This window comes from Myxococcus xanthus, assembly GCF_013116825.1.
GTDB classification, from domain to species: domain Bacteria; phylum Myxococcota; class Myxococcia; order Myxococcales; family Myxococcaceae; genus Myxococcus; species Myxococcus xanthus_B.
On the sequence record NZ_JABFNS010000053.1, the window covers coordinates 15,184 to 38,671 of the forward strand.

Sequence of the window (23,488 nt, forward strand, 5' to 3'; positions counted from 1 at the left end):
CCGCGCGCCTCCGCGCCCCAGCCGCGCCTTACTCCGGGGCAGGTGAGGGGGCGACAGGCATGGGGCCCGCAGGCCGGGGGCGCGCCGGGTGGAGCTGCCTGGCGCCCTTGAAGCCGCGCAGGCGCACGTACCGGCGGAAGTCCTGGAGGAAGCGCTCCTGGGTGACGCCCACGGCACGCTGGAAGGCGCTGTCGAAGTCCGGGCCCTGGCTCATTCCGCGCAGCACCTTCCGGATGGTGTCCTCGCCATAGCGGCGCGCCAGGAAGGTGAAGGCGTGGTGGGCGGCGCCATACACGACGCCGCTGTCGGACTGGTAGAGCGCGTCGGCTTGCGACAAGGGGTCGGTGTCGGGGTGCTGGCGCCAGTAGCGCTCCAGGTCGTCCAGGCTGGCGACGCGGTAGCCCTGTTCGGCGGTGTAGGAGGCCATGCCTTCGCGGAACCAGAGGGGAATCCGCTTGCGTGTCCAGCCGAGCCGGTCCGAGGCCACCTGGTACATCAGGCTGTGGGTGAGCTCGTGCAGCAGCAGTTCGTCCACCTGGCCCTGGCTGGCGCCTCGGGCCGTCCAGGTCCGAGGGCTCTGCAGCTCGATTTGCTCGTAGCGCGCCCAGGCACGGAGGAAGTCATGCCCCGGGCGGTTGGCGGCCCGCTCCAGCGCCGCGTGGTTGGGGTGAACGACGATGGTGACGGTGTCGTCGAAGGTGCCCCAGCGCTGGAGGCGGGGAATGGCGCGCTCGACGGCGAGCTTCACCTGCACGGCCGCTTCGGTGTCGCGCGGTTGGTATTCGACGTCGATGCCGGCGCCGGTGCCCTTGCTGACGAGCACGCGGGCGCTCTGGGAGGCGTAGCAGCCGGTGAGCAGACTCAGGCCGAGCAGCACCGCTGCCCAGCCGGGACTGCCGCGACGGCCTTTCGTTGCTGGTGACTCCTGACTCACTCCGCACCCAACCAGCGAACCACCGCGCGTCCGACATCGGCCACGGTGGAGAAGGACTCCACCTCGGGCGCGGGCGGGCCGAAGTAGAGCACGGGCACGGGGTGAAGCGTGTGTCCCCGAGTGGAGAGGTCTTCCACGTTGCCATGGTCGCTACAGACGAGCACCCGGGCGTCGGCGGGGCGCGTGGCCACCAACGCGCGGGTGAAGGCGTCGAACGCGTCCAGCGCGGCCAGGGCGGCCATCCAGTCCTGGGCGTGGCCGGCCTCGTCCGCCAGGTAGTGCTCGAAGAAGGTGAAGTCCGCGCCTGAAGCAATGGCCCAGAACACGGCGGCGGCCTCCTCGGGCGTGCGCGCTGGCGCGGGCAGTCCGTAGGCACGGGCGCTGGCGCCGGTGATGTCGTGGGTGAGCCCGTCCCCGGCGCGGGCGTCATCCAGCGTCCGCAGGGGGATGCCCCCCGCGGCGAAGGCCAGCTTGGAGGCGGAGGGCTTCACCTTGCGGCGCGACTCCGGGGACAGGACGAGCTCGGGTGGGGAGGTGCTGGGCCGGCGGGGGACCTCCAGCGCGTCCAGGTAGGGGGCGGGATAGGCGTTGGCGAAGGTGGCGGTGCGGCCCGCCGCGCCCAGCCTCCGGATGATGGAGCGGTCCGCCATCAACCCCCGCAGCGGCGCGTTGGGGTAGCCGAGCACGTGGCGGCCCAGCAGGGCGGGGGCCGGGTCTCCCGTCAGGATGGCCGTCTGATTGGACGCGGACTGGGGCCGGCCGGGGACACCGAAGGTGGTGTCCGTGGGGATGCAGCGGCCTCCGTAGGGGAGGGGCGGGCTGGGGGCGTCCTCGAAGTGGGATAGCAGGTGTTCCCGGTGGGCGAGCGGATTCACGGCCGGGTCCTTCCGGCCAATCCCCACACCATCGATGAACAGGAGCGCGACGCGCACGGCTGGGGACTGTATCCTCGAATCCGACACGCATGGCCCTCCACGGTGACCTCTTCAGTTATCCGCTTCCCGAGTTCCTTCAATGGCTGGACAGCTCCCGCAAGACGGGGACGCTCCAGCTCTCCTGGGAGGCCGGCGAGCGCAAGCTCTTCCTTCTCTCCGGCCAGGTGGGAGCCACCGCCGCCGAAGGACTGCGTGGACGCGTCGCGCGGCTGCTCACGTTGTCCAAGCTGGCGTCGGGGACGAAGGTGCTGGCGGGCTTCGACGAGCTGGCGCGCACGCCGGACGTGGACGCCGCGTTCGACATCCACGGCATCCAGGCGCGGTGGATTCGGGACCTGGGCCGTGAGGAGCTGTTCGCCGCGATGACGGACCTGACCATCGCCGGTCGCGGCACCTTCCACTGGACGGAGGACGCGGACCGCTCCGGTGAGGACTGGGTGCCGTCCGACATGGGCATCCGCGAGCTGCTCTTCGAATCGCTCCGGTGGGTGGATGAGCAGCCCGACGTGGACAAGGCGCTGCCCATCGACGCGCTCAGCGTGCGCGCGCTGGCGCCGCCGAGCCCGAGCCAGCCCCTGATGCACCGGATCATCCTGGGGCTGTGCACGTCGCCGCAGAACCTGGGACGGCTGCGCCTGTCCATGGGCGTGTCCCGCTCCTCCGTGACGCGGCGCGTGCACGAGCTGTTGCGGTCGAAGCTGGTGGAGGTGGACGGGGCGCCGCAGGTGGAGGCGGACCCGGTGGCGGAGATGTTGGAGAAGGGCGCGGTGCTGATGCGCGAGGGCCAGTACGACGCCGCGGGCATCGTCTGTGCGTCCTTGCTGGCCAGCGACCCGGCGGACCGGCGCGTGCGCGAATTCGCCCGGCTGGTGCAGCGCGAGCACGTGGCGGCGCTCTACTCGGACATGCCGCCCCTGATGGTGCCCGTCATGATTCACGACCCGCAGGGGCAGGCGCTGCTCAAGCCCGAGGAGCGGCAGATTGCCGGGCTGGTGAATGGCACCTGGGACGTGTCCACGCTGGTGCTGGCCAGTCCAGCGCGAGAGCTGGAGACGCTGAAGACGCTGGCGAAGCTGCAGCGCATGGGGCTGCTGCAGCTCGTCTTCCCGCGCTGACCGGGGCGGAGGCTACTCCCCGTTGGGCAGGCCCACCGCGTTGAGGCGGATGAAGACCTGCATCATCACGTACAGGGAGAAGGCGGCGTCGTCCACGCGCAGGTGCTGCTGCGTGGCCAGCCCCTGGAGCCGGAGCAGGTCGGCGCCGTCCACGCGGAGCAGGAAGGCCTGCTGCCCCAGGGAGCCCTCGCCCGCGAAGGCCAGCGCGCGCCGGATGGCGTCGGTGCAGGCGGTGACGCAGGTGGCGTAGTCCCCCGTCATGAACGCGGCCTCGGCGGCGCGAGCATGGTCGAACATGTCGCCCGGCGCCAGGGCGCTGGCGGCGCCCAGCAGCTTCGGTCCGGGCTGGGGCGCGGGGATGGGCGTCGGCTCCACACGCGGAGGCGGCATGACGGCCACCGGGGCCACGCGAGGCACCGGGCCGCCCCCCTGCACCGGCTGGGACGCGACGGCGCCGGGCTGCTGCCGGTGCTGCAGGTGCTGGGTGAGCTGGGCCTCCAGGCCCGCGGGCTGTGCGCTCGCGGTGGGGCGGGGCGGCGGGACGATGCGCTTGGCGCGCAGGTCCTTGATGACCAGCCGGGTGATGGCCTTGAGCGTGTCGAGCACCCCACGGCCATTGGCGGCGGACGTCTCCAGCTCCGGGACGCCTCGGGGGTTGAGCTCCTTGCGGAGCACCTCCACCGGCAGCACGCCGTCCAGGTCCCGCTTGTTCCACTGCATCACCAGTGGGAAGCGGTCCAGGCGGATGCCGTGCTCGAAGAGGTTCTCCTCCAGGTTGGCCAGGGACTCGCGGTTGGCGTCCATGGCCTCCGGCTGCGAGTCCGCCACGAAGACCACACCGTCGGCGCCCTGGAGCACCAGCTTGCGGGTGGCGTTGTAGAAGACCTGGCCCGGCACGGTGTAGAGCGCCAGTCGCACGGAGCAGTCGCCCACGCGCTCCACCTTCACGGGGAGGAAGTCGAAGAAGAGCGTCCGGTCCCCCTCCGTGGCGATGGACATCATCTCGCCGCGGTGTGCGGGGCGGACAGTCTCGTAGATCTTCCTCAGCGAGGTCGTCTTCCCGGAAAGGCCCGGTCCGTAGAAAACGATTTTCGCGGCCACTTCACGGGCCATCAGATTGACGCTGCTCACGGTGTCAGCTTACCTAGAACGACTGGACACCTCGCGCCAGTTGACGGCGAGACATTCACCCCAGGTCCGCGAGGTTCAGCGCTGGGGGTGAGGCCACGGGCTCAAGACAGGCTCGCCAGGATGCGTACCCGCAAGGCGTCCGCGACGGCTCACACCGCTTCCCTGAAGAGGAATACGGTACGAACCGCACGAATGGCGGCCAATACGTCATGCCACCGGCGAACCACCGCGCTGCTCGAAAGCCAAGCAGGGATGCGGCGTCCGCACGGAATGAAACCGCTCGTGGGGGGCAGTCGCGCTGGTGAGACGCGCGTCATGCCCTCCCTCGAGCGAGAGAACCTCAAGCGGCCTTCGTCACCTTGCCCGCCTTGATGCAGCGGGTGCACGCGAGAACGCGCTGGGTGCTGCCCTGAACGCTGGCCCGGATCTTCTGGAGATTCGGCAGGGTCCGCTTCTTGGTCTTGTTGTTCGCGTGGCTGACGTTGTTACCCACCAGCGGACGCTTGCCACACAAGTCACACTTCCACGCCATGACCTCTAACTCCTTGAAAACTGGGGCGTTGGACGCCTGCCGAATAAAAGAGCGGCGGAACCTGCCAGATAACGGCCTGGAAATCCAGCCTTAGATCCAGGATCAGCCCTTGAGCGGATCCTTCTTCTTCAACATATCCTGCACCAGCCGTGCGGCCCGGATGCCCGCGAGCAGCTCGCCTTCCAGCCCCAACCCGGGGAGGACTTCGCGGTTGGCGAGCAGGATGTTCTTGGCCGGCGTGCGCTGAGTCAAACCCGTGACGCCCAGGATGGCTTCCGACTCGAAGCTGAACAAGGGGTGCGGCATCAGCCGGCTGCCACGGACTCCGCTGGCGTCCAGGTAGGGGGCCGAGCGCAGCACGCGGTACTGGGCCGTGAAGGGCATCAGCGCGTCCAGGTGCTCATCGATGCGCGTCGCGAGGCCCTGGAGGTGCTCCTCGCCCAGATCCCGCGCCGAGGCCGGGACGAAGGCGCCCGCGCACACCACGCGCAGCCCTTCCGTCGCCTTGGCCTCCTTGCCGCCGTGCGCCGGCGCCGCGCGCGCGGGGTGGACCTGGATCAGCACGGGCCCCAGCTCCGCGTCCCCCGTGTCCAGCAGGGCCAGTTCGCCCAGGCCGCGGGGCAGCGCCGACTCCGGCACCACCCAGTTCACGGTGAAGAGCAGCGCCTTGGTGTTGGACTGGTCCAGGTGCTCCAGCAAGCCGCGGTGGTGCTTCTTGTCCGTCACCAGCCGCCGCAGCGCGCCCGCGTCCGTGGCCGCCACCAGGCAGGACGCGCGGTACATGGTGTCCGAGCGCATCAGCTTCATGCCCGCGAACTTGCTGCCGTCGAAGGCCAGCTCCTCCACGATGAAGCCCGTCGGGTTGTCGCGCCCGAGCACGTCTCCGCCCAGCTCCGCCACGCGGCGGGCGAGCAGCTCGCGCAGGCCCTCATGGCCCCCGGGGAAGTAGGAAGGCGCCGACAGCACCTGGGACATGGCCCGAGTCAGCGCCAGGGGCGCCTCTGGACGGTCCAGGTGGGTGACGAAGGGCAATAGCCCCCGCACCAGGGACACCGAAGCGCTGTCTCCCGCGAGGCGGGGCGGCGTCTCCAGGCCGGGATGGGCCCTGATGAGCTTCTTCAGGCCCCAGCCCTCGAAGAAGCCGTCCGGTGGCAGGGCGGGGCCCGCCTTGAAGAAGGCATCACTGGCTTCGTGCTGCGCGGCGGCGCCGGCCAGGGCGCCCAAGAGGGACTCGCCTTCCTCGCCCAGCTCCCGCGTCACCTCGGCCTTGCGGCGGGCGGCATCGCCATGGAGGTCCAGGCGGCTGCGAGGCATGAGGAGCTGCAGCTCCGGCGCGTGGGGCCGCAGCGTGCGCTGGACGTTGGCGTTGAGGCCCAGCTCCGTGAGGGCCTCCTCCACCGCGGGCATGGCCTTGAGCGGCGGAGCGACGAAGGGGGCATAGGGGAGCACGTAACCGCCGTGCTCGTAACCGGGCCCCATGCCGTCGTGCTCCACCAGCAGGACGCGGTGGTTGCGCTTCGCCAGGAGGGCCGCCGCGAGCGCACCGCCCAGCTGACTGCCGAGCACGATGACGTCGTAGACATGCCGGGACGGCCCGGCGGGAAGCTTGAGCTTGGCAGAGGACGTCGCCATGAGGCGGGCAACACTACACAACGTGCTCGCCGCTGGCGCCCTTTTCACCACGGCGCGCCCGCGGAGGGCGGATCAGCGGGCCTGGGCGCTGAAGAGGCGCTGCTCCAGCGCAGGGGGCAGCTGGGTGAAGTCCTGGACCACCCAGTGCGCGCCGGCCGCGCGGAGGTCGGCTTCCGGCGCGGCGGTGGTCAATCCCACCACCGTCATGCCTGCCTCGCGGGCGGACATGATGCCCAGGACGGCGTCCTCGAAGGCGAGGCACTCGGTGGGGGCCACGCCCAGCGCCCTGGCGGCGGCCAGGAAGATGTCCGGGGCGGGCTTGCCGCGCGTCACCTGTTCGGCGCCGACGATGCTCGCGAAGAGGGGACGGAGGCCGAGCCCGTCCAGCACCAGCTCGCGGTTGCCCTGGGGCGCCGCGGTGGCGATGGCCGCCGGGACGTGGGCCTCCTTCAGGCGCTGGATGAAGGCCGCCGCGCCCCGGTGCAGCTTCAGGTGCGGCCGGTACAGGGTCCGGTAGTGGTTTTCCTTCTCCTCGGCGATGCGCTCCACTTCGTCCGGGGCCACCGGGCGGCCGAGCAGCTCGGGGATGATCTCCTCGTTCTTCCTGCCGGCGAAGCGGCTCTGGAAGTCGTTCGCGGTCAGCGGCAAGCCCCGCTTCTGGGCGAACGAGACCCAGGCCTCGTTGTGGAACTGCATGTTGTCGACGAGGGTGCCGTCCATGTCGAAGACGACGGCACGCAGGGGCGCCAGTGCGGAGGTCATGCGTTCCCCATAGCGCGTCTGTCCCCGAGGTGGGCCAATGAATCCACCCAAGGGGCTGCCCGCCTGATATCCCCGGCGCCATGATGGACGACCTTCTGCTCGAGACGCGTGGCGCGGTAGGCGTGGTGACCCTGAACCGGCCCAAGGCCCTGAACGCGCTGACCCTGGGCATGTGCCGCAAGCTGCACCCGGCGCTCGACGCCTGGGCGGCGGACCCGTCCATCCAGGCCGTGGTCATCCGGGGGGCTGGCGGCCGGGCCTTCTGCGCGGGCGGAGACGTACGCGCGGTGGCGCTGTCGGTGGGGGACGCGTCCGTCGACGAGAAGGAGCGGCTGTCGCGCGAGTTCTTCCGCGCCGAGTACGGGCTGAACCACCGCATCCACTATTTCGGCAAGCCGTTCATCGCGCTGGTGGACGGGGTCTGCATGGGCGGCGGGCTGGGCCTGTCGATTCACGGCACCCATCGGGTCGTCACCGAGAAGCTGGTGCTGGCCATGCCGGAGACGGCCATCGGGCTCTTCCCGGATGTGGGCGGCGGCTGGTTCCTGCCGCGCTTCCCAGGTGAGTCGGGCACGTACCTGGGCCTCACGGGGGCCCGGTGCGGCGCGGCGGACGCGATGTGGCTGGGCTACGCCACGCACCACGTGGAGTCCGCGCGGCTGGAGGCGGTACTGGACGCGTTGGTGGGGGCGCCCTGGGGCACCGGCGCCGCGAGCACGGTGGTGGACACGGTGCTGGCCGGCCTCCACGCGGACGCGGGCACGTCGCCACTCGGGGTGCAGCGCGCCGCCATCGACCGGTGCTTCGCGGCCGAGCGCGTGGACGACATCCAGCAGGCGCTGGAGCTGGAGGGCACGTCGTGGGCCCAGGAGACGTGGGCCACGTTGCTTCACAGGTGCCCGGCCAGCTTGAAGGTGACGCTGCGCCAACTCCGGATGGGGCGCACCCGCGACTACGACGAGATGGCCAACGTGGAGTACCGGCTCAGCCAGTCGATGACGGCGCGGCCGGACTTCCGTGAGGGCATCCGCGCGGTGCTCGTGGACAAGGACAACAAGCCGCACTGGCGGCCCTCCACGCTGGCGGAAGTCACCGAAGACATGGTGGAGGCGCTCTTCGCGCCGCTGCCTCACGACACGTGGAAGGTGCCCGCGCGCGGGTAGGGACTGTGGCTAGAGGTCCTCGTCGCTGAGGACGGTGACGCCCTTCGCGCGGAGTAGCGCAGTGGTGATGCCTTCGCCCGCGCGGAGCTGGCCGGACTCGTAGACTCGCTGGCTGCCGCACGACGGGCTCTTCTCCTTCAGCAGCGCCACCGTCGCGCCGAAGCGTCGTGCCGCTTCGAGCGCGAGCCGGGCGCCCTGTTGGAAGGCCTCCGTCCGGTCGGTGCCCGCGGCGCGCTCCACTGCGACTGCGCGCCCAGCCCAGACGTCGACACCGGTGCCTCCTCGCAGGTCGACGGGAGGGCGCGGCACGGGCAGGCCCGAGGCCACTTCCGGGCACACGGGGACGACGTCCTTGTCCGCCAGCGCCGCGAGGACGCGCTCGGAGCGTTGGGAGCGGCCGTCGTACCGACACGCCTCGCCCAAGAGGCAGGCACTGACCAGCACCACGCGGGCTTCCTGGAGCGCGGCGACTCGTTCGGCCTGCGAGGGCAGGGCGGTTGAGCCTTGTTCGTCTCGTGGGGACGAAGGGCCTCCCCGGGGCCCGGTGAACTGCCGCTCGCCAGCGACCACCCCGTCGTTGGTCGGCACCAAAGCGGCCTCCAGTGGCTGAACGTCGCCGTCATCCCCTGGCGCGGCGCTGGGGCGCTCCGGCTCCTGGTCGAATGTCTTCGGTCCGCTCACGCCGGGTCGACCGTCGCGCCGGGATTCCGAAGCGCCAGTTCGCCCACCGTGGCCCGCGCCTCCACTCGCGTGCGGGCCGCGTCCAGCGTCACCTTGCCCGTCACGGCGAGCCGCACGGCCAGCGGGTAGAGCCGGTGCTCCTCCGCGAGGATTCGCGCGCTCAGGGCCTTCTCGTCGTCATCCGGCAGCACCGGCACGGCCACCTGCGCGATGATGGGCCCCGTGTCGGTGCCCGCGTCCACGAAGTGTACCGTGCACCCGGCCACCTTCACGCCCCGCTCCAGCGCCTGTCGCTGCGCATGCAGGCCCGGGAAGGCGGGCAGCAGCGACGGGTGGATGTTCAGCACCCGCCCCGCGTAGTGGCCCAGGAAGTCCGCGCTCAACAAGCGCATGAACCCCGCGAGGCACACCCACTCCACGTTCGCCGCGCGCAGCGTGTCCAGCAGGGCCTTCTCGAAGTCCGTCTTCGTCGCGTGGGCCTTGTGGTCCACCACCTTGGCCGTCACGCCCGCCTTGCGCGCCCGCTCCAGCGCGAACGCCGTGGAGACGTTGGACACCACGCAGGCCACCTCGGCGGGAAAGTCCTCCTGCGCACAGGCGTCCAGCAGCGCCTGGAGGTTGCTCCCGCTGCCGGATACGAGCACCCCCAGGCGGACCCGCTGGCCGCTCATGGGTCGATGACCGCCGTGGCCTCGCCCTGGCCCGCTTCCACGCGGCCGACCTCGAAGGCCTGCACGCCCCGGCCGCTCAGCACGCTCAGCGCCTGGGCGACGTCTTCCTTCGCCACGACGAGGATGAGCCCCAGGCCCATGTTGAACGTGTTGAACATCTCGTCGCGGGCCACGCTCCCCAGCTTCGCGATGAGGTCGAAGATGGGCGGCTTGGGCCAGGTCTGCTCACTCAGCACCGCGCGAGTGCCGTCCGGCAGGCAGCGGGGCAGGTTGCCCGGAATGCCGCTGCCGGTGATGTGCGCCAGGCCCTTCACCTTCACCGCCTGGAGCAGCGCCAGCACGTCCTTCACGTAGATGCGCGTGGGCTCCAGCAGCGCGTCCACGAGCGGACGGTCCAGGCCCTCGGGCGTCGCGTCCAGGGCCAGCTTGCCGTCGTCCAGCAGCACCTTGCGCGCCAGCGAATAGCCGTTGCTGTGCAGGCCAGAGGAGGGGAGTCCGATGAGCGCGTCACCCGGCTTCACGCTCTTGCCGTCGATGATGGCCGCGCGCTCCACCACGCCCACGCAGAAGCCCGCGAGGTCGTATTCGCCGCGCGCGTAGAAGCCCGGCATCTCCGCCGTCTCGCCGCCGAGCAGCGCGCACCCGGCCTGCTCGCAGCCCAGGGCGATGCCCTTCACCACCTCGGCGGCGTCGTCGACCTCCAGGCGCCCGGTGGCGAAGTAGTCGAGGAAGAAGAGGGGCTCGGCGCCGCAGGTGAGGATGTCGTTCACCGACATGGCCACCAGGTCGATGCCCACCGTCCCATGGCGTCCAGCGGCGAAGGCCACCTTCAGCTTGGTGCCCACGCCGTCCGTGCCGGCCACCAGCACCGGCTGCTGGTACTTGCCTGGCGGCAGGGCGAACAGACCGCCGAATCCACCCACTCCGCCCATGACTTCAGGGCGCATGGTGCGCGCGGCATGGGGCTTGATGCGCTCGACGAACGCGTCGCCGGCCTCGATGTCTACTCCAGACTGCTTGTAGGTCGTTCCCACGGGCGGCCTTCTACCCGGCCCTCGCGCCGGTGTCTCGCGTGGCGTGGCGGCTGTCCCACCGGCGCGCACAGAAAAGGGAATTTGACCGGGCGAGTGTGGGCTGATTGACTCCTTTGCAGGATGGGCGCCGAGGAAACCCTCTTTCAACGTTTCGGCAAGGAGTTCCCCCAGGGCACCGAGCTCTTCCGCGAGGGAGAAGCCGGCAAGGAGATGTTCGTCATCCAGGCAGGACGGGTGGCCATCTCCAAGCGGGTCCGTGACGTCGAGAAGGTTCTCGCCGTCCTGGGTCCCGGTGAGTTCTTCGGGGAGATGGCCATCATCTCCAACAAGCCGCGCAATGCCTCGGCCACGGTCAACGAGGACGCGAGGCTGCTGGTCATCGACCCCAAGACGTTCGAGGGGATGATCCGCGGCAATGCGGAGATCGCCGTCCGGATGATCAAGAAGCTGGCGGAACGCCTCTCCGAGGCGGACGCCCAGATCGAGAACCTGCTGCACAACGACCCGGCCAGCCGGGTGGTGCACCAGATCATCCAGGCCTGCCAGAGCCGGGGTCGTCCCCTGGACGAGGGCGTGGAGATCGACTTCGCGGTGCGGGAACTGCCGCGCCAGATTGGTGTGGGCGAGCCCGCGGTCCGCGCCGTGGTGGACCGGCTGGAGCGTTCCGGTCTGGTCGAGCGGAACGGGGACCGGATGACCGTGCCGGACACGGCCAGGCTGCACGACTTCCTCCAATACCTGGAGATGAAGTGGAAGTTCGGAGACCTCTAGCGTGAAGCTGCGAGTCCTCGGCTGCCACGGCGGCGAGCTACCCAACTGCAAGAGCACCTGCTTCCTCGTCGATGACGTGCTGGCGCTCGATGCGGGGGCGCTCACGGGGACGTTGTCGCTGGATGAGCTGTGCCGCGTGGACCACGTCCTGGTGGGGCACAGTCACTTCGACCATGTGAAGGACCTGCCGCTGATGGCGGACCTGGTCATCGGCCGGCGCGACACCCCGGTCACCATCTACGCCTCGCGCGAGTGCGCCCGAGCCCTGCGCGACAACATGTTCAACAACGCGCTCTGGCCGGACTTCACCCGCATCCCGACGAAGCGCAAGCCCGTGCTGCAGATCAAGACGTTCCGGGCGGGCAGCAGCTTCCAGGTGGGCCCCTACACCGTGCGGAGCGTGCCGGTGAGCCACCCCGTGGAGTCGTGCGGCTTCATCATCTCCAACGGCAAGAGCGCCCTGGCGATGAGCGGCGACACCGGCCCCACGGACAAGCTGTGGAAGGCGCTGAACGAGACGAAGAACCTCAAGGCGCTGCTGCTGGAGACGTCCTTCCCCAACAAGCTCCAGTCGCTGGCCGACATCTCCGGCCACCTCACGCCGCACACGCTGAGCCTGGAACTCCAGAAGTTCGAGCGCAACGGCGCCTCGGTGCTGCTGTATCACCTCAAGCCCGCCTTCGTGTCGCAGCTCAAGAAGGAGCTGGCCGAGCTGCCGGTGGAAGTGCTGGAGCTGGGCGATACCTTCGAGCTGTAGACGCGTCGCGCCATACGGAAGGGTTGACGGCCGAAAGCGGCCGGATTAACCCCGCCCACCCCATGGCCTGGTTCTCGAAGAAGCCGCGCATCGCCGTCGACACCGAACCGCAAGCCGAGCCCCGTCCGTCCCGCATGGAGGGGCTCTGGGCGAAGTGCGAGACGTGCGACGAAATCATCTACCGCCAGGAGCTGGAGAAGAACTGGATGGTGTGTCCGCACTGCGAGCACCACCACTACTGGGCGGCTCGCGCGCGGCTGGCGGCGCTGCTGGACCCCGACAGCTTCGAGGAGTTCGACAAGGAGCTGGAGCCGCAGGACCCGCTCGGGTTCAGTGACTCGAAGAAGTACAAGGACCGCCTGAAGTCCACCCGGAAGAACCTGGGCGAGCCGGATGCCTTCATCTCCGGCGTGGGCCGCATCCAGGGCCACCAGGTGTCGGTGGGCTGCTTCGTCTTCGAGTTCATGGGCGGCTCCATGGGCTCGGTCGTGGGCGAGAAGGTGGCCCGCGTCTTCGAGCGCGCGCATGAGCTGAAGTGCTCCGCCATCGTCTTCTCCGCGTCGGGCGGCGCGCGCATGCAGGAGGGCATCTTCTCCCTCATGCAGATGGCCAAGACGTCGGCGGCCATCGCCCGCTTCCGCACCGGCACGCGGCCGTACATCTCCGTGCTGCTCAACCCCACCACGGGCGGCGTCGCCGCCTCCTTCTCGTGGCTGGGCGACGTCATCCTCGCCGAGCCCAAGGCCCTCATCGGGTTCGCCGGCCCGCGCGTCATCGAGCAGACCATCCGCCAGAAGCTGCCGGAGGGCTTCCAGCGCTCCGAGTTCCTGCTGGACCATGGGATGATCGACGCCATCGTCCACCGCAAGGACCTGCGCGCGAAGCTGGGCCAGATCCTGGGGTTGCTGGGCTGAGCGCGCCTCGGACACCGGAGGAGGCGCTGGCCTTCTTCACGAAGCTCAACCCCTCCGGCATCAAGTTGGGGTTGGAGCGCGTGCAGGAGGCCCTGGCCGCGCTGGGCCACCCGGAGCGGCGGTATCCGGCGCTCCACGTCGCCGGGACGAACGGGAAGGGCAGCACGTGTGCCATGACGGCGGCGTCGCTCCATGCCGCCGGGCACCGCGTGGGGCTCTACACGTCTCCCCACCTGGTGCGCGTCAACGAGCGCATTCGCGTGGACAGCGAGGACATCTCCGACGCGGACTTCGGCCTGCGCATCCTGGAGGTGTTGGAGCGCTACCCCAGCGCCGTGTCCTCTCCCATGACGTACTTCGAGTTCGGCACCGTCGTCGCCCTATGGCACTTCGCCCAGGTGCGCGTGGACGTGGCCGTGCTGGAGACGGGCCTGGGCGGCCGGCTGGACGCCACCACCGCCTCCAGCCCGGTGGTGACGGCGATCACCCCCGTGTCCTTCGACCACATGGAGTATCTGGGCGACACGCTGGCGGCCATCGCCGGCGAGAAGGCGGGCATCCTCAAGCCCGGCGTGCCGTGTGTCGTCGCGCGGCAGGCCCCGGAGGCATTGGAAGCCATCCTCCGCAAGGCCGAGCAGGTCGGAGCCCCGGTGCGGCTGGAGGGGCGTGACTTCACGGGCGAGCGTCAGCCAGATGGCGGCCTGTCGTACCGCGGGGCGACCTGGTCCCTGGATGGGCTTTCCGTCGCGCTGCGAGGGCCTCATCAGCGGCAGAACGCGGCGGTGGCGCTCGCCTGCCTGGAGGCCTTGCAGGAGCGCGGCGTCACCGTGCCGCCCGAGGCCGCGCGTGCGGGCCTGGCGTCGGCGTGCTGGCCGGGGCGCCTGGAGGAGGTGGGGCAGCAGCCCATCCTCCTGCTGGACGGCGCTCACAACCCGGCGGGCGTGGAGGTGCTGCTCGCGTCGCTGAAGGACCTCTACCCGGGGCGTCGCCTCCACCTCGTCTTCGGCGTGGTGGGGGACAAGGACCGGGGACCGATGATGCGAGCGCTGTTGCCCGAGTGTGCCTCGGTGCAGCTCACGCCTTTGGAGACGCCTCGCTCGTTGGCTCCCGAGGCCTACCTGGCAGAGGCGCGCGCGCTGTGCGCGGACGTGACTGCCTGGCCGGACGCGGACGCGGCCCTTGCCGCGGCGCGCAAGCGGGCAGCCGCGAATGACCTCGTCCTTTGTACAGGTTCACTGTTCCTTGTCGGGATGATGAAGGCTCGCATGTATCGAAACCTTGGCGCGATGCATCAGCCGCCGTAGATTCAAGACATGCGCCTGCCGGACTGGAGAGCCGCCGCGACATCGGGGCCACCCATCCCCTCCATCGACGAAGTCGATTTCAGGGCGCTTTACTCGAAGACGAAGTACGTCGTGGAGACGGCGGACGGCTGGTCGCTGGTCATCACCCGCTACCGTCCTGTGAAGCAGCCTTTTCCGCAACCGTTGTTTGGTGAGCCCCTGCTGCTGGTGCACGGTTTCTCACAGAACCGGCACACCTGGACCAGCGGGCAGTTCGTCAAGAACCTGCTCTTCTTCGGGGTGGACATCCACATCCTGGAGCTGCGTGGCCACGGCAAGAGCTCCATCGCGTTCCAGAAGGAGCGCGCCGAGCGCTTCAAGCGCCCCCTGCCGCCGGACCTCGACTACGGCTGGGATATCGACAGCTACTTCCTCTACGACCTGCCAGCGGCCGTCTCCGGCGTGAAGCGCATCACCCGGCGCGAGCGCATCTTCTATTGCGGCCACTCCATGGGCGGGATGCTGGGCTATGGCTACGCCGGCATCCACAATGACTTCGAAGGCCTCATCACCATCGGCTCCCCGGCGGACCTGGGACGCGGCTTCATGTTGCTGCGCCTGCTGGCGCACGGCGCGCCCATGCTGGCCGGGATGATTGACCTGACGCTCGCCGGCCTCAACGTGGGCAGCAGGGTGGAGGGGGCGGGGCGCTCGCTGCTCGCGCGGGGCGTGGGCGTGTTGAACAAGGGCCTGGGACGCCGGCTGTCACCGCGCGCGCGGCGGACGCTGCGCTTCGACGCGGTGCCGGTGGACATCATCCTCAAGACGCTGGAGCGCCAGCTCGCGAAGGCCGAGGACTCGCCGCTGTATCAACAGCTCACCACGCGCTTGAACCGTCTCATCAATCCGGAGCGGGTGAGCGCGGATGACATCCGCTGGTTGCTCCGCGAAGGTGGCGAGCGGGAGCCGCGCCGGGTGCTGGAGCAGTTCGCGCGGTGGATTCGCCGGGGAGAGATGGTCTGCTACCGCACCGGCTTCGACTTCAAGCGGGGCTTCGGTCGCATCGAGGTGCCCATGGCCATCATCTTCGGGGACCTGGACCCGCTGGCCTCGCTGGAGTCGACGCGCAGCGTGTATCGCGCCGCCAAGAGTGAGTATCTGCTCTGGCGTCCGGTGAAGGGGAATAGCCACATCGAACTGACGATGGGGCATGACATCCGGCAGATCTGCTACGACATCAAGAACCTCATCGAGTACGCGCGGACCCACCGGTATCGCTCGCCGAGCCTTCCGCGGCTCCGCTAGACGCGTCTGGACGGAAAGTTGGAGGCACGCTGGTGCGTGATAGCCTCCACGCTCTTCTGTCAACGTGAAGGGGTGTGGTCGATGAAGCCGTTTGCCGCGTGGCTGCTTGGTGTGGTGCTCGTGCCCTTCGTGGCGCTCGCGCAGGCGCCGGCCACGGACCTGAACACCATCACCGCGGTGCAGGTGAACGGTGGGACGGTGACCATCTCCGGCTCGCAGAAGGCCAACTTCACCACGTTCACCATGACGGACCCGCCGCGGCTCGTCATCGACATCTCCGAAGCCGTCTTCTCCGACGTGCCCGAGGAGATTCAGGTGGGCAACGGCACGGTGACGGCCATCCGCACCGCCAGCTACGGCTCCGAGGCGTCATCCATCGCCCGAGTGCTCATCGGCTACGAGCGCGAGGTGGAGTCGGACATCCAGACCCATGGCAACCAGCTCGTCGTCCGCGTCGCGGGCGGCGGAGGTCAGGCCGTGGCGCAGGCGCCGGGCACCGAGCAGCCCCAGGCGGGAAGCAGCGCCGCGGATGCCGCCGCTGCCGCCGCGGCGGAGCGTCAGGCCCAGGAGAAGGCCGCCGCGGATGCCGCCGCCGCGGCTCGCGCCGAGCGTGAGGCTCAGGAGCGGGCCGCCGCCGAAGCCGCCGCCGCCGCGAAGCGTGACGCGGAGGCCGAGGCGAGGCGCCAGGAGGAGGCTCGGGCCGCCGCTGAGCGCCAGCAGGAGGAGCAGGCTCGGGCCGAGGCGGAGCGCAAGCGCCAGGAGGAGGCTTCGCGTGCCTCGGCGCAGTCCGCCGCCGACGAGAAGCGGCGCCAGGAAGAGTCGGCGAAGGCGTCCGCGCAGGCCGCTGCGGAGGAGAAGCGTCGCCAGGAGGAGGCCGCGCGCGCGTCCGCGCAGTCCGCCGCCGACGAGCGCCGGGCCCAGCAGCAGGCCGCCGCCGAGGAGCAGGAGCGACGCAAGGCCGCGGCCCGGGCCGAGGCCGAGCAGCGGAAGGCCGCTCAGCAGTCCGCCGCCGAGGAGCGTCGTGCCGCCGCGCAGGCCGCGGCGGAGGAGCGCCGGGCCCAGCAAGAGGCCGCCGCCGAGGAGCGCCGTCAGCGTCAGGCCGAGGCCCGTGCGTCTCGGGAGAGCCGCCAGAATCAAGCGGCGGAGCCCTCTCGGCCGAGCAGCTCCGGCTCGGAGGCCGCGGTGTCCTCGCGTCGCAAGACGCTGACGCTGGTGGGGTTCCAGCAGCAGTCGGGCGTCTCGCGCGTGTTCATCCGCACCAACGAGCCGGTCAGCTACTCCGTGTCGGAGCGGGGCCGCTCCGTGGTGCTGGAGCTGGAGAACACCCGCGTGGATTCCAGCAACAACACGCTGCCGCTGGACACGTCCTACTTCGCGACGCCGGTGCTCCGGGTGGATCCGAGCGCGTCCGGGCGGGATGTGCGCATCACCATCCAGCTCCGCCAGTCCGCGCCATTCCAGGCCCGCCAGGAGGGCAACGTCATTTCATTGGACTTCCAGCGTACAGGCCGGTGAAAAGGGCGGGCCGCTCGGCCTGGGCGCGGCATACCCTGCACCCCTGAATGAGCTTCCTCGTTCCGCTCGCCGCCGCGCTGCTGGTCTCCACCTCGCAGGTGCCACTCGCCACCCCGTTGGCTCTGCCCAACGGTGAGACGGCGCAGCTGGCTGCGGACCTGGTCGTCTATCAAGCGGACACGAAGGTCGTCACCGCGCGCGGCAACGCCGTGCTGCGCACGGAGACGATGCAGCTGCGCGCCGACGAGGTGACGTACGACGAGGTGAACCAGCTCGTCACCGCCTCGGGCGGCGTGATGTTCGTGGGGCCCAGCGGCCTGGCCGCGGTCGCCGACACCGCGAAGATGGATGTGCGCACCTACGAGGCGAACCTCGAGGGCGGCCTCTTCATGCAGAAGCAGGGCGTCACCCAGGAGGCCCTGTTCACGGCGAAGACGCCCCAGGAGCTGCGGGCCATGGGGGAGACGCCCCTCCTCATGAGCGGCTCGCGCATCCGCCGGACGGGGGAGAACACCTTCCTCGTGGAGGACCTGGCCTTCACACCGTGCAACTGCAGCCCGGGTGAGCCCGGCTGGCGCATGGAGGCCTCGTCGGCCACCGTCGTCCTGGGCGAGCGCGCCACGATGACGCTGCCCGTGGTGTACGTGAAGTCCGTGCCCGTGTTCGCGCTGCCGTGGCTCTACATGCCGCTGTCCCAACGGCGCACGGGCCTGCTGCTGCCCAAGCCCACCTTCTCCTCGCTCAATGGCTTCTCCCTGGAGCAGCCCCTCTTCATCACGCTGGGGCAGAGCTACGACGTGACGCTCACGCCGGGGTACTTCAGCGGCGGCACGGACGAAGTTCACCGGGTGCGCAATGGCGCTACCGGCCTGGACGAGGATGTTCGTGAGCCTCGCTACCTGGGCGTGAAAGGACCCCGGCTGCTCACCGAGTTTCGCTATGCGCCCAGCGAGCGGACCCGAGGGCGGGCCACGCTGGGGTTCCTCTACGACTTCCGGCCCATCCGAGACCCTCGCTCCGGCGCGTTCTTTCGGCGGACGGTGGACGGTATTGCCACGACTGAGTTCGTCGACGAGCGCCGGGGACTCCGGGGCGAGGCGTCCTGGCAACACACCCAGGACATGGGGGGAGGGTGGCACAACCGGGTCGACGCCTCGTTCGTTTCGGACGGCAACTACACCCGCGACCTCACGGCGGACCTCGTCACCCGCGAGTTCACCTACCTGCGCAGCACGGGCACGGTGTTCCAGCGTCAGGACGACCTCTATGCGGGCCTCGACGTGGCGCTGCGCCAGGACATCCGGTGGGGGTACCGCTTCTTCCAGGACAACCGCATCCCGGCGGCGACGGACCCTTCGCGCCCGGACCTGAAGGGCCCCACCACGTTCCAACGCTTGCCGGCCATCACCCTGGCCCTTCCGGAGCGGCCCGTGCTGGGCGGAATCATGGGGGGCCTGTCGGTGCAGTATCTGCGGCTCGCGCCCCTGCGAGGCGGGTACGGCGACGAGGGCATCGACGGCATCTTCCGGGCCGACGGGTTCCATGTCCCGTTCGGCTCCGCCGGGTGGCCGTTTCCCGCGGACACCGCGCAGTCCGACGGCGTCTTCAATGCGAACGACCGCGAAGCCCGCGACCGCGTGGACTTCTTCCCCCGCCTGTCGACGTCCTTCGCTCTGGGCAGTCTGATGCGCGTGTCTCCCTCGCTGGGGATGCGCCAGGACGTGTGGCTGGGCGAGGTGTCGGGCCGGACGTGGCAGAGGGGCTACCCCATCGCTGGGCTGCTGCTCGAAAGCCAGGTGGCGCGCGTCTTCGAAGGACGTGAGACGAGCTTCCGCCATGCCATCACCCCTTCGCTGGAGCTGCGCTACGTGCCGGGCGGGTGGGGCCGGCTTCCCTCGGCCGGGGGCTCCGGGGAGGACCTGGCTCGCCCCTATGACGAAGTGGACGCCGCGGTGCCGTTCCAGAGCGACGGCCGCACCCGGGGCTTCCTCCACGCGGTGCTCGCCGTGGACCAGACGCTGCGGTTCAAGCGCGGTAACGACATCCGCGAGCCGCTGCGCCTGCGCATTGGACAGGGCTTCGACCTCACCCGACACGTGCCCGCGGCGGGGAAGGTGGACGACCCGGGGTCCGTGCTGCGCGACACCTTCGCCCGCCTCAGCGCCACCGCCGGAATCTTCACGGCCGCGGGCACCGTTCGCTACGACCCCAACGCGGGCCGCATCTCCGGGCTCTCCGCGGAGGTGAATGTCGACAACGGCAAGGGGCACGCCGTGTACGCGCGCTTCGATGACCTGCTGTGGACCGGGGGAGATGCGCTCAACCGCGGCGCGGATCCCCGTTCCGTGGGGCCTGATGTGCTCCGCCGCTCGCTGGATACCTTGGTAGGCGGACTATCCCGAGTAGAGCCCGGCTTCCCTCCAGCCGAACGGGCTCAAGCCCTCATCGCGGGTACGCGTTTGAAGCTCGGATTTGGGCTGGGAGTGCGGTACGAAGCAATTGTGCAACCGCTTTACCAGGATCTAGTAACTCAAGAAAATCGCCCTCTTGCTCAGCAGACATTCGGCCTCTCGTATGGGCCTGCATGTGACTGCTGGCGGGTAGAAGGGGTGGTGACGCTGCGGCGAGAGCTGGGGCTGGAATTCTCCGGCATCAACCTCATTGTGGCGGATTTCGGATCCTTTGGTTCCGGAGGCTAGGAATCACCAGCGGTGGGTGGTGGTTCCTCTAACCCCGAAACAGCCAGGAGAAGTACTTCGTGTCGGACCTCGGAAAACGAATTGGGCAGCGCATCCGCGAGCTTCGGACACAGCGGCCGGAGCGCTGGACGCAGGAAGAGCTCGCGGAGCGGGCGCAGATCAGTGTGTCGTTCCTTTCCATGATCGAGCGTGGCGAGCGTGTCCCCCATGTGGAGACGCTGGCGGCCCTGGCCAACGCCCTGGGCGTGAGCCTGGGCGAGCTCTTCACGGGAACGGAGCAGACCCTTGCTCAGACGGAGGACCTCCTGCGGCCCCTGTCTGACTTCGCGCGCGCCCGCGGCCTCACCGCCCGGGACGTGGACCGTCTGCTGGGCGTGGCCCGGGTGATGTTCAGCGGCACCGCCGCCTGACGTTGCCCCGTGGGATTCCAGGCCCTGGACGCAAGAGGGCGCCGGTCCACCTGTCCTGTCCTTGACTGGACGGTAGGTGGCCCGGGAAGATGAGGAAGATGCGCTGTGCGCTGCTCGCGTACAGCCCGCTTCCTTCATCGCCTTCAAGGAGTTTCCACTGATGCGTCCGGGTCTGGCCCCGTGGGTGGCCTTCGCGAGCCTGCTGTTTGTCGCATGCTCGCCGTCGGCCCCCGCCACACTTGAATTCGTGGACCAGTCACCGGCTCAGCCGCGACTGGGAGAAATCACCACGCTGCGCTTCCGCGCGGTGGACTCCCGAGGCCAGCCGCAGGCGGGTACGCCGGTGTCCTTCACGCTGGAGTCCCCCGTTCCGGGCGTCGAGCTGTCGCCCACGGAGGGTGTCACCAACACGGGTGACGGTATCGTGTCCGTGCAGATGACGGCGCGCGGCGGCCGGGTGGCCTCCGCCGTGGTCATCGCCACCGCCGGCACGGGTGCCGAGATGAAGCGAGCCGTCTCGCCGGTGGTCAGCTTCGCGGGCACCAACTCGAACTCGCGTCAGTTCACCTTCCAGTGTGGCTCGTTCTCGGGTGACGGCTCCGGTCTTCACCACGCCGTTGGCGCCTGGGACGAGACGCGCGCCCTCATCGCGGGCGTGAAGGTCCGGTGCATCGCCCACGTGGGCGATCGCAACGGTGACGGTGTGGTGGGCGCCCAGGTGTCCTTCCTCACGGAGGCGGGCACCATCGGTCCCAGCGCCGTGTCCGTCACCGACGTGGTGGGCAACGCGGAGGTCCTCTACAAGACGTCCCTGCCGCTGCCGCAGGACGTGGAGCCGGGCATCTTCAGCTGGAACCCGCAGAAGGACGCGACCCACACGGGCGAGTACTTGGCGCCGCTGTGGATGCACCCCTTCCTCTGGGACGAGAACCCCATTGCCGCCTACGGCAACGCCCCGCAGCCGCAGCAGGACCGTCCGGAGCCGCGCCGCCCGGACCCCATCCGCCCCGGCATCGTCCTCAACCCGCGTGACAACCTGGTCTCGCTGATCGCCATCACCAGCGGTGAGGAGGCCTTCGACGACCTCAACAACAACGGCGCCTGGGACACGGGCGAGCCGTTCGAGGACCTGACCGAGCCCTTCGTCGACAACAACGACAACGGCACGTGGGACCCGGGCGAGCGCTACGTGGACACCAACGGCGACGGTCGCTGGACGGGCAAGAATGGCCAGCACGACGCCAGCACGCTCATCTGGGTGCAGGAGCGCATCCTCTGGACGGGCATGCCCCACGCGCTGGACAAGGACCAGACGCAGCGGCAGCTCGACCCGCCGCCCAACGCGCCGCCGCCGCTCATCAACCACTTCGGTGGCATCTCGATTTCATTCATCGTCTCGGACCCCTGGTACAACCGCATGGCCCAGAACAGCGGCAATGACGGTTGCAGTGGCGGCGCGTCCGGCCCCGTCACGGTGTCCCCGGCCAACACGGGCATCGCGCTGACCTACCCGTCCTTCAACTTCGAGACGTACCTGGTCAGCGATGCGCACGAGCCGCCCGCCGAAGGCCCCCCGCCGCCGGTCTTCAACCCCCCGGTTGATTGGAGGGTGACGCCCATCTGCAAGTACACGGCGGCACAGCTGGAGGGCCACGAGGCCATCGTCCAGGGACCCATCGTGCGGGGCACGGTGGAGTAGTCTCCGTCGTTTCGCCGGGCGGGCCCACGAAGGCATTGACCCCAGGGCCCGCCCTCCGTAGGTTCTCCGCTGGTTGACTGGCGAATCACCCGCCGGTGGAGGACAACCGTGGGTCAGCAGAGCAAGCCGGCGGCGGAGAGTGGCACGCGCGAAAGCGAGCGCCGCCGCACCATCCTCCGCGCGGCCATCGACGTGTTCGCGCGCAAGGGCTACCACGGCTGCCGCATCGCGGACGTGGCGAAGGAGGCCGGCGTCGCGTACGGGCTCGTCTACCACTACTTCAAGAACAAGGATGAGCTGCTCGAGACGGTGTTCGACACCGGCTGGAGCGGCTTCGTCACGCGCGTGCGCGCGGTGGTGGAGGGCGAAGGCCCGCTGGCGGAGAAGGTCCGCGGCATCGTCGAGGTGGCCTTCGAGGCCTACCGGGTGGATCCGCGCGCGGTGAAGGTGCTCATCCTGGAGATTGCGCGCAGCCCGGCGGGCTCGCGCATCAACCGGCAGACGGCCTTCGTGGATGCCATCCGGCTCAGCTCGGCGCTCTTCAACGCCGCGCAGGAGCGGGGCGAACTGCGGCCGGGGTTGGATCCGCACCTGGCCTCCGCGCTCCTCTTCGGCAACATCGAGATGGCGCTCACCGCCTTCGTCGTGGGGTTGGCTGACGCGCGCGACCCCGACGCGCTGGAGCGGGCGAAGTCGCAGATTGCCGACTCCTTCCTTTACGGCGTCCTCACGGGGGCCCAGGCAGCGGAGACGTCCGAATGGAAGCCGGAGAAGTCCGCTACGAAGTCCAAGGCGCCCAAGCGCTCCTGACCATTGACCGGCCCAGGGCTCGCAACGCCTTGTCCCCCGGGGTGGTGCGCGAGCTGATGGCCGCGCTGGAGCGGGCCGACTCCGACACCTCGGCGCGCGTGGTGGTGCTGACGGGCGCCGGTGAGAAGGTCTTCTGCGCGGGCGGGGACCTGGGAACCATGGCCGGTGACGAGGGCTTCCTGTCCACGCACGAGGGCCGCCGTTCCTATGGGCGGCTGCTGGCGCGCTTCCAGGAGCTGCGCAAGCCCACCGTGGCGCGCGTCAACGGGCACGCGCTGGCGGGTGGCCTGGGGCTGGTGCTCGCGTGTGACCTGGCCGTCGCCGTGGAGGGCGCGGACCTGGGCACGCCCGAAATCGACGTGGGCCTCTTCCCGATGATGATGATGGCGCTGCTCCAGCGTCACCTGGGCCGCAAGCGTGCGCTGGAGCTGGTGCTCACCGGAGACCGGCTGCCCGCGCGCGAGGCGCTGACGTTGGGGCTGCTCAACCGCGTGGTGCCGGCCGCGGAGCTGGACGCCGCGGTGGGCACGCTCGCGGGAAAGCTGGCGGGAAAGAGCCAGGCGGTGCTGGCGTTGGGGCGCCGTGCCTTCTTCACCGCCGAGGACCTGCCGCTGCCCGCCGCGCTGGAGTACCTGGCCTCGCAGCTGTCGCTGAACGTGCTGGCGGACGACGCGGGGGAGGGCATCTCCGCGTTCCTGGAGAAGCGTCCCCCAAAGTGGAACGACCGCTGACGCC

General features: G+C 69.8%; 22 protein-coding genes. 13 read left to right on the forward strand and 9 right to left on the reverse strand.

The window, feature by feature from the left end; genetic code table 11:
• Positions 1–28: 28 nt before the first annotated feature.
• Together HNV26_RS17345 and HNV26_RS17350 are read right to left on the reverse strand one after the other, a co-directional pair.
• Entirely contained in the window at positions 29–934 is a 906-nt protein-coding gene (locus HNV26_RS17345) for a DUF6055 domain-containing protein (protein WP_171444885.1), read from the reverse strand.
• A complete protein-coding gene (locus HNV26_RS17350; protein WP_171452834.1) occupies positions 931–1,866 on the reverse strand; it encodes a metalloenzyme in 936 nt (311 codons plus the stop codon). The genes HNV26_RS17345 and HNV26_RS17350 overlap by 4 nt, the downstream gene beginning before the upstream one ends.
• 32 nt (positions 1,867–1,898) lie before the next feature.
• Between HNV26_RS17350 and HNV26_RS17355 the strand changes: the two genes are divergently transcribed.
• Complete coding sequence (locus tag HNV26_RS17355; protein ID WP_171443408.1) at positions 1,899–2,984, forward strand: DUF4388 domain-containing protein; 1,086 nt, start codon at positions 1,899–1,901, stop codon at positions 2,982–2,984.
• A gap of 12 nt (positions 2,985–2,996) precedes the next feature.
• Here HNV26_RS17355 and HNV26_RS17360 read toward each other — a convergent pair whose 3' ends face one another.
• The 4 genes from HNV26_RS17360 to HNV26_RS17375 form a co-directional block, all read right to left on the reverse strand.
• Entirely contained in the window at positions 2,997–4,115 is a 1,119-nt protein-coding gene (locus HNV26_RS17360) for a GTP-binding protein (RefSeq protein WP_171443407.1), read from the reverse strand.
• Positions 4,116–4,455: 340 nt separating this feature from the next.
• Positions 4,456–4,647 (reverse strand): 50S ribosomal protein L28, encoded by a 192-nt coding sequence (rpmB, locus tag HNV26_RS17365; protein ID WP_011552763.1) that lies wholly within the window; start codon positions 4,645–4,647, stop codon positions 4,456–4,458.
• A 102-nt stretch (positions 4,648–4,749) separates the two neighbouring features.
• Entirely contained in the window at positions 4,750–6,279 is a 1,530-nt protein-coding gene (locus HNV26_RS17370) for an NAD(P)/FAD-dependent oxidoreductase (protein WP_171443406.1), read from the reverse strand.
• 72 nt (positions 6,280–6,351) lie between these two features.
• The gene (locus HNV26_RS17375; RefSeq protein WP_171443405.1) at positions 6,352–7,041 is read right to left on the reverse strand and encodes an HAD family hydrolase; all 690 of its coding nucleotides are present in this window, start codon (positions 7,039–7,041) and stop codon (positions 6,352–6,354) included.
• An 80-nt stretch (positions 7,042–7,121) separates the two neighbouring features.
• Between HNV26_RS17375 and HNV26_RS17380 the strand changes: the two genes are divergently transcribed.
• Positions 7,122–8,204, forward strand: a complete 1,083-nt coding sequence (locus HNV26_RS17380; RefSeq protein ID WP_171443404.1) for an enoyl-CoA hydratase/isomerase family protein — start codon at positions 7,122–7,124, stop codon at positions 8,202–8,204.
• A 9-nt stretch (positions 8,205–8,213) separates the two neighbouring features.
• Here the strand turns inward: HNV26_RS17380 and HNV26_RS17385 are convergent, their stop codons facing one another.
• Genes HNV26_RS17385 through purM form a run of 3 tightly spaced genes read right to left on the reverse strand, consistent with a single transcriptional unit; the run spans position 8,214 to position 10,590 of the window.
• Complete coding sequence (locus HNV26_RS17385; protein WP_366816890.1) at positions 8,214–8,885, reverse strand: 2-thiouracil desulfurase family protein; 672 nt, start codon at positions 8,883–8,885, stop codon at positions 8,214–8,216.
• Positions 8,882–9,556 (reverse strand): phosphoribosylglycinamide formyltransferase, encoded by a 675-nt coding sequence (purN, locus tag HNV26_RS17390; protein ID WP_171443403.1) that lies wholly within the window; start codon positions 9,554–9,556, stop codon positions 8,882–8,884. The genes HNV26_RS17385 and purN overlap by 4 nt, the downstream gene beginning before the upstream one ends.
• Complete coding sequence (gene purM / locus HNV26_RS17395; RefSeq protein ID WP_011552769.1) at positions 9,553–10,590, reverse strand: phosphoribosylformylglycinamidine cyclo-ligase; 1,038 nt, start codon at positions 10,588–10,590, stop codon at positions 9,553–9,555. Before purM ends, purN begins: the two co-directional genes overlap by 4 nt.
• 120 nt (positions 10,591–10,710) lie before the next feature.
• On the opposite strand from purM, the gene HNV26_RS17400 reads away from it, so the two are divergent.
• From HNV26_RS17400 to HNV26_RS17450, 11 genes are all read left to right on the forward strand, one after another.
• Complete coding sequence (locus HNV26_RS17400; RefSeq protein ID WP_140862022.1) at positions 10,711–11,361, forward strand: Crp/Fnr family transcriptional regulator; 651 nt, start codon at positions 10,711–10,713, stop codon at positions 11,359–11,361.
• Position 11,362: 1 nt separating this feature from the next.
• Positions 11,363–12,118, forward strand: coding sequence for an MBL fold metallo-hydrolase (locus HNV26_RS17405; protein ID WP_011552771.1), 756 nt, complete (start codon positions 11,363–11,365; stop codon positions 12,116–12,118).
• Between the two features lie 62 nt (positions 12,119–12,180).
• Positions 12,181–13,032: an acetyl-CoA carboxylase, carboxyltransferase subunit beta gene (gene accD / locus HNV26_RS17410; protein WP_090489023.1), complete on the forward strand. Its 852-nt coding sequence runs from the start codon at positions 12,181–12,183 to the stop codon at positions 13,030–13,032.
• 71 nt (positions 13,033–13,103) lie between these two features.
• On the forward strand, positions 13,104–14,336 hold the full coding sequence (locus tag HNV26_RS17415; RefSeq protein ID WP_171443402.1) for a bifunctional folylpolyglutamate synthase/dihydrofolate synthase: 1,233 nt from the start codon (positions 13,104–13,106) through the stop codon (positions 14,334–14,336).
• A gap of 9 nt (positions 14,337–14,345) precedes the next feature.
• Positions 14,346–15,620 carry an alpha/beta hydrolase gene (locus HNV26_RS17420; RefSeq protein WP_171443401.1) on the forward strand — a complete coding sequence of 425 codons (1,275 nt, stop codon included), beginning with the start codon at positions 14,346–14,348 and terminating at the stop codon, positions 15,618–15,620.
• Between the two features lie 18 nt (positions 15,621–15,638).
• Positions 15,639–17,135 carry an AMIN domain-containing protein gene (locus HNV26_RS17425; protein WP_171443400.1) on the forward strand — a complete coding sequence of 499 codons (1,497 nt, stop codon included), beginning with the start codon at positions 15,639–15,641 and terminating at the stop codon, positions 17,133–17,135.
• A gap of 47 nt (positions 17,136–17,182) precedes the next feature.
• Positions 17,183–19,834, forward strand: coding sequence for an LPS-assembly protein LptD (locus HNV26_RS17430; RefSeq protein WP_171443399.1), 2,652 nt, complete (start codon positions 17,183–17,185; stop codon positions 19,832–19,834).
• Between the two features lie 59 nt (positions 19,835–19,893).
• A complete protein-coding gene (locus HNV26_RS17435; protein WP_002634858.1) occupies positions 19,894–20,244 on the forward strand; it encodes a helix-turn-helix domain-containing protein in 351 nt (116 codons plus the stop codon).
• 160 nt (positions 20,245–20,404) lie between these two features.
• A complete protein-coding gene (locus tag HNV26_RS17440; protein WP_171443398.1) occupies positions 20,405–21,943 on the forward strand; it encodes an Ig-like domain-containing protein in 1,539 nt (512 codons plus the stop codon).
• 108 nt (positions 21,944–22,051) lie between these two features.
• Positions 22,052–22,753: a TetR/AcrR family transcriptional regulator gene (locus HNV26_RS17445; RefSeq protein ID WP_171443397.1), complete on the forward strand. Its 702-nt coding sequence runs from the start codon at positions 22,052–22,054 to the stop codon at positions 22,751–22,753.
• Positions 22,702–23,484, forward strand: a complete 783-nt coding sequence (locus HNV26_RS17450; protein ID WP_171443396.1) for an enoyl-CoA hydratase/isomerase family protein — start codon at positions 22,702–22,704, stop codon at positions 23,482–23,484. The genes HNV26_RS17445 and HNV26_RS17450 overlap by 52 nt, the downstream gene beginning before the upstream one ends.
• Positions 23,485–23,488: the final 4 nt, after the last annotated feature.

Bases quoted from the DNA above. Each gene is read 5' to 3' on its own strand.
- HNV26_RS17355 (WP_171443408.1), top strand. From the start codon at position 1,899: ATGGCCCTCCACGGTGACCTCTTCAGTTATCCGCTTCCCGAGTTCCTT.
- rpmB (WP_011552763.1), bottom strand. From the start codon at position 4,647: ATGGCGTGGAAGTGTGACTTGTGTGGCAAGCGTCCGCTGGTGGGTAAC.
- HNV26_RS17370 (WP_171443406.1), bottom strand. From the start codon at position 6,279: ATGGCGACGTCCTCTGCCAAGCTCAAGCTTCCCGCCGGGCCGTCCCGG.
- HNV26_RS17375 (WP_171443405.1), bottom strand. From the start codon at position 7,041: ATGACCTCCGCACTGGCGCCCCTGCGTGCCGTCGTCTTCGACATGGAC.
- HNV26_RS17380 (WP_171443404.1), top strand. From the start codon at position 7,122: ATGATGGACGACCTTCTGCTCGAGACGCGTGGCGCGGTAGGCGTGGTG.
- purN (WP_171443403.1), bottom strand. From the start codon at position 9,556: ATGAGCGGCCAGCGGGTCCGCCTGGGGGTGCTCGTATCCGGCAGCGGG.
- HNV26_RS17400 (WP_140862022.1), top strand. From the start codon at position 10,711: ATGGGCGCCGAGGAAACCCTCTTTCAACGTTTCGGCAAGGAGTTCCCC.
- accD (WP_090489023.1), top strand. From the start codon at position 12,181: ATGGCCTGGTTCTCGAAGAAGCCGCGCATCGCCGTCGACACCGAACCG.
- HNV26_RS17420 (WP_171443401.1), top strand. From the start codon at position 14,346: ATGCGCCTGCCGGACTGGAGAGCCGCCGCGACATCGGGGCCACCCATC.
- HNV26_RS17430 (WP_171443399.1), top strand. From the start codon at position 17,183: ATGAGCTTCCTCGTTCCGCTCGCCGCCGCGCTGCTGGTCTCCACCTCG.
- HNV26_RS17440 (WP_171443398.1), top strand. From the start codon at position 20,405: ATGCGTCCGGGTCTGGCCCCGTGGGTGGCCTTCGCGAGCCTGCTGTTT.
- HNV26_RS17450 (WP_171443396.1), top strand. From the start codon at position 22,702: ATGGAAGCCGGAGAAGTCCGCTACGAAGTCCAAGGCGCCCAAGCGCTC.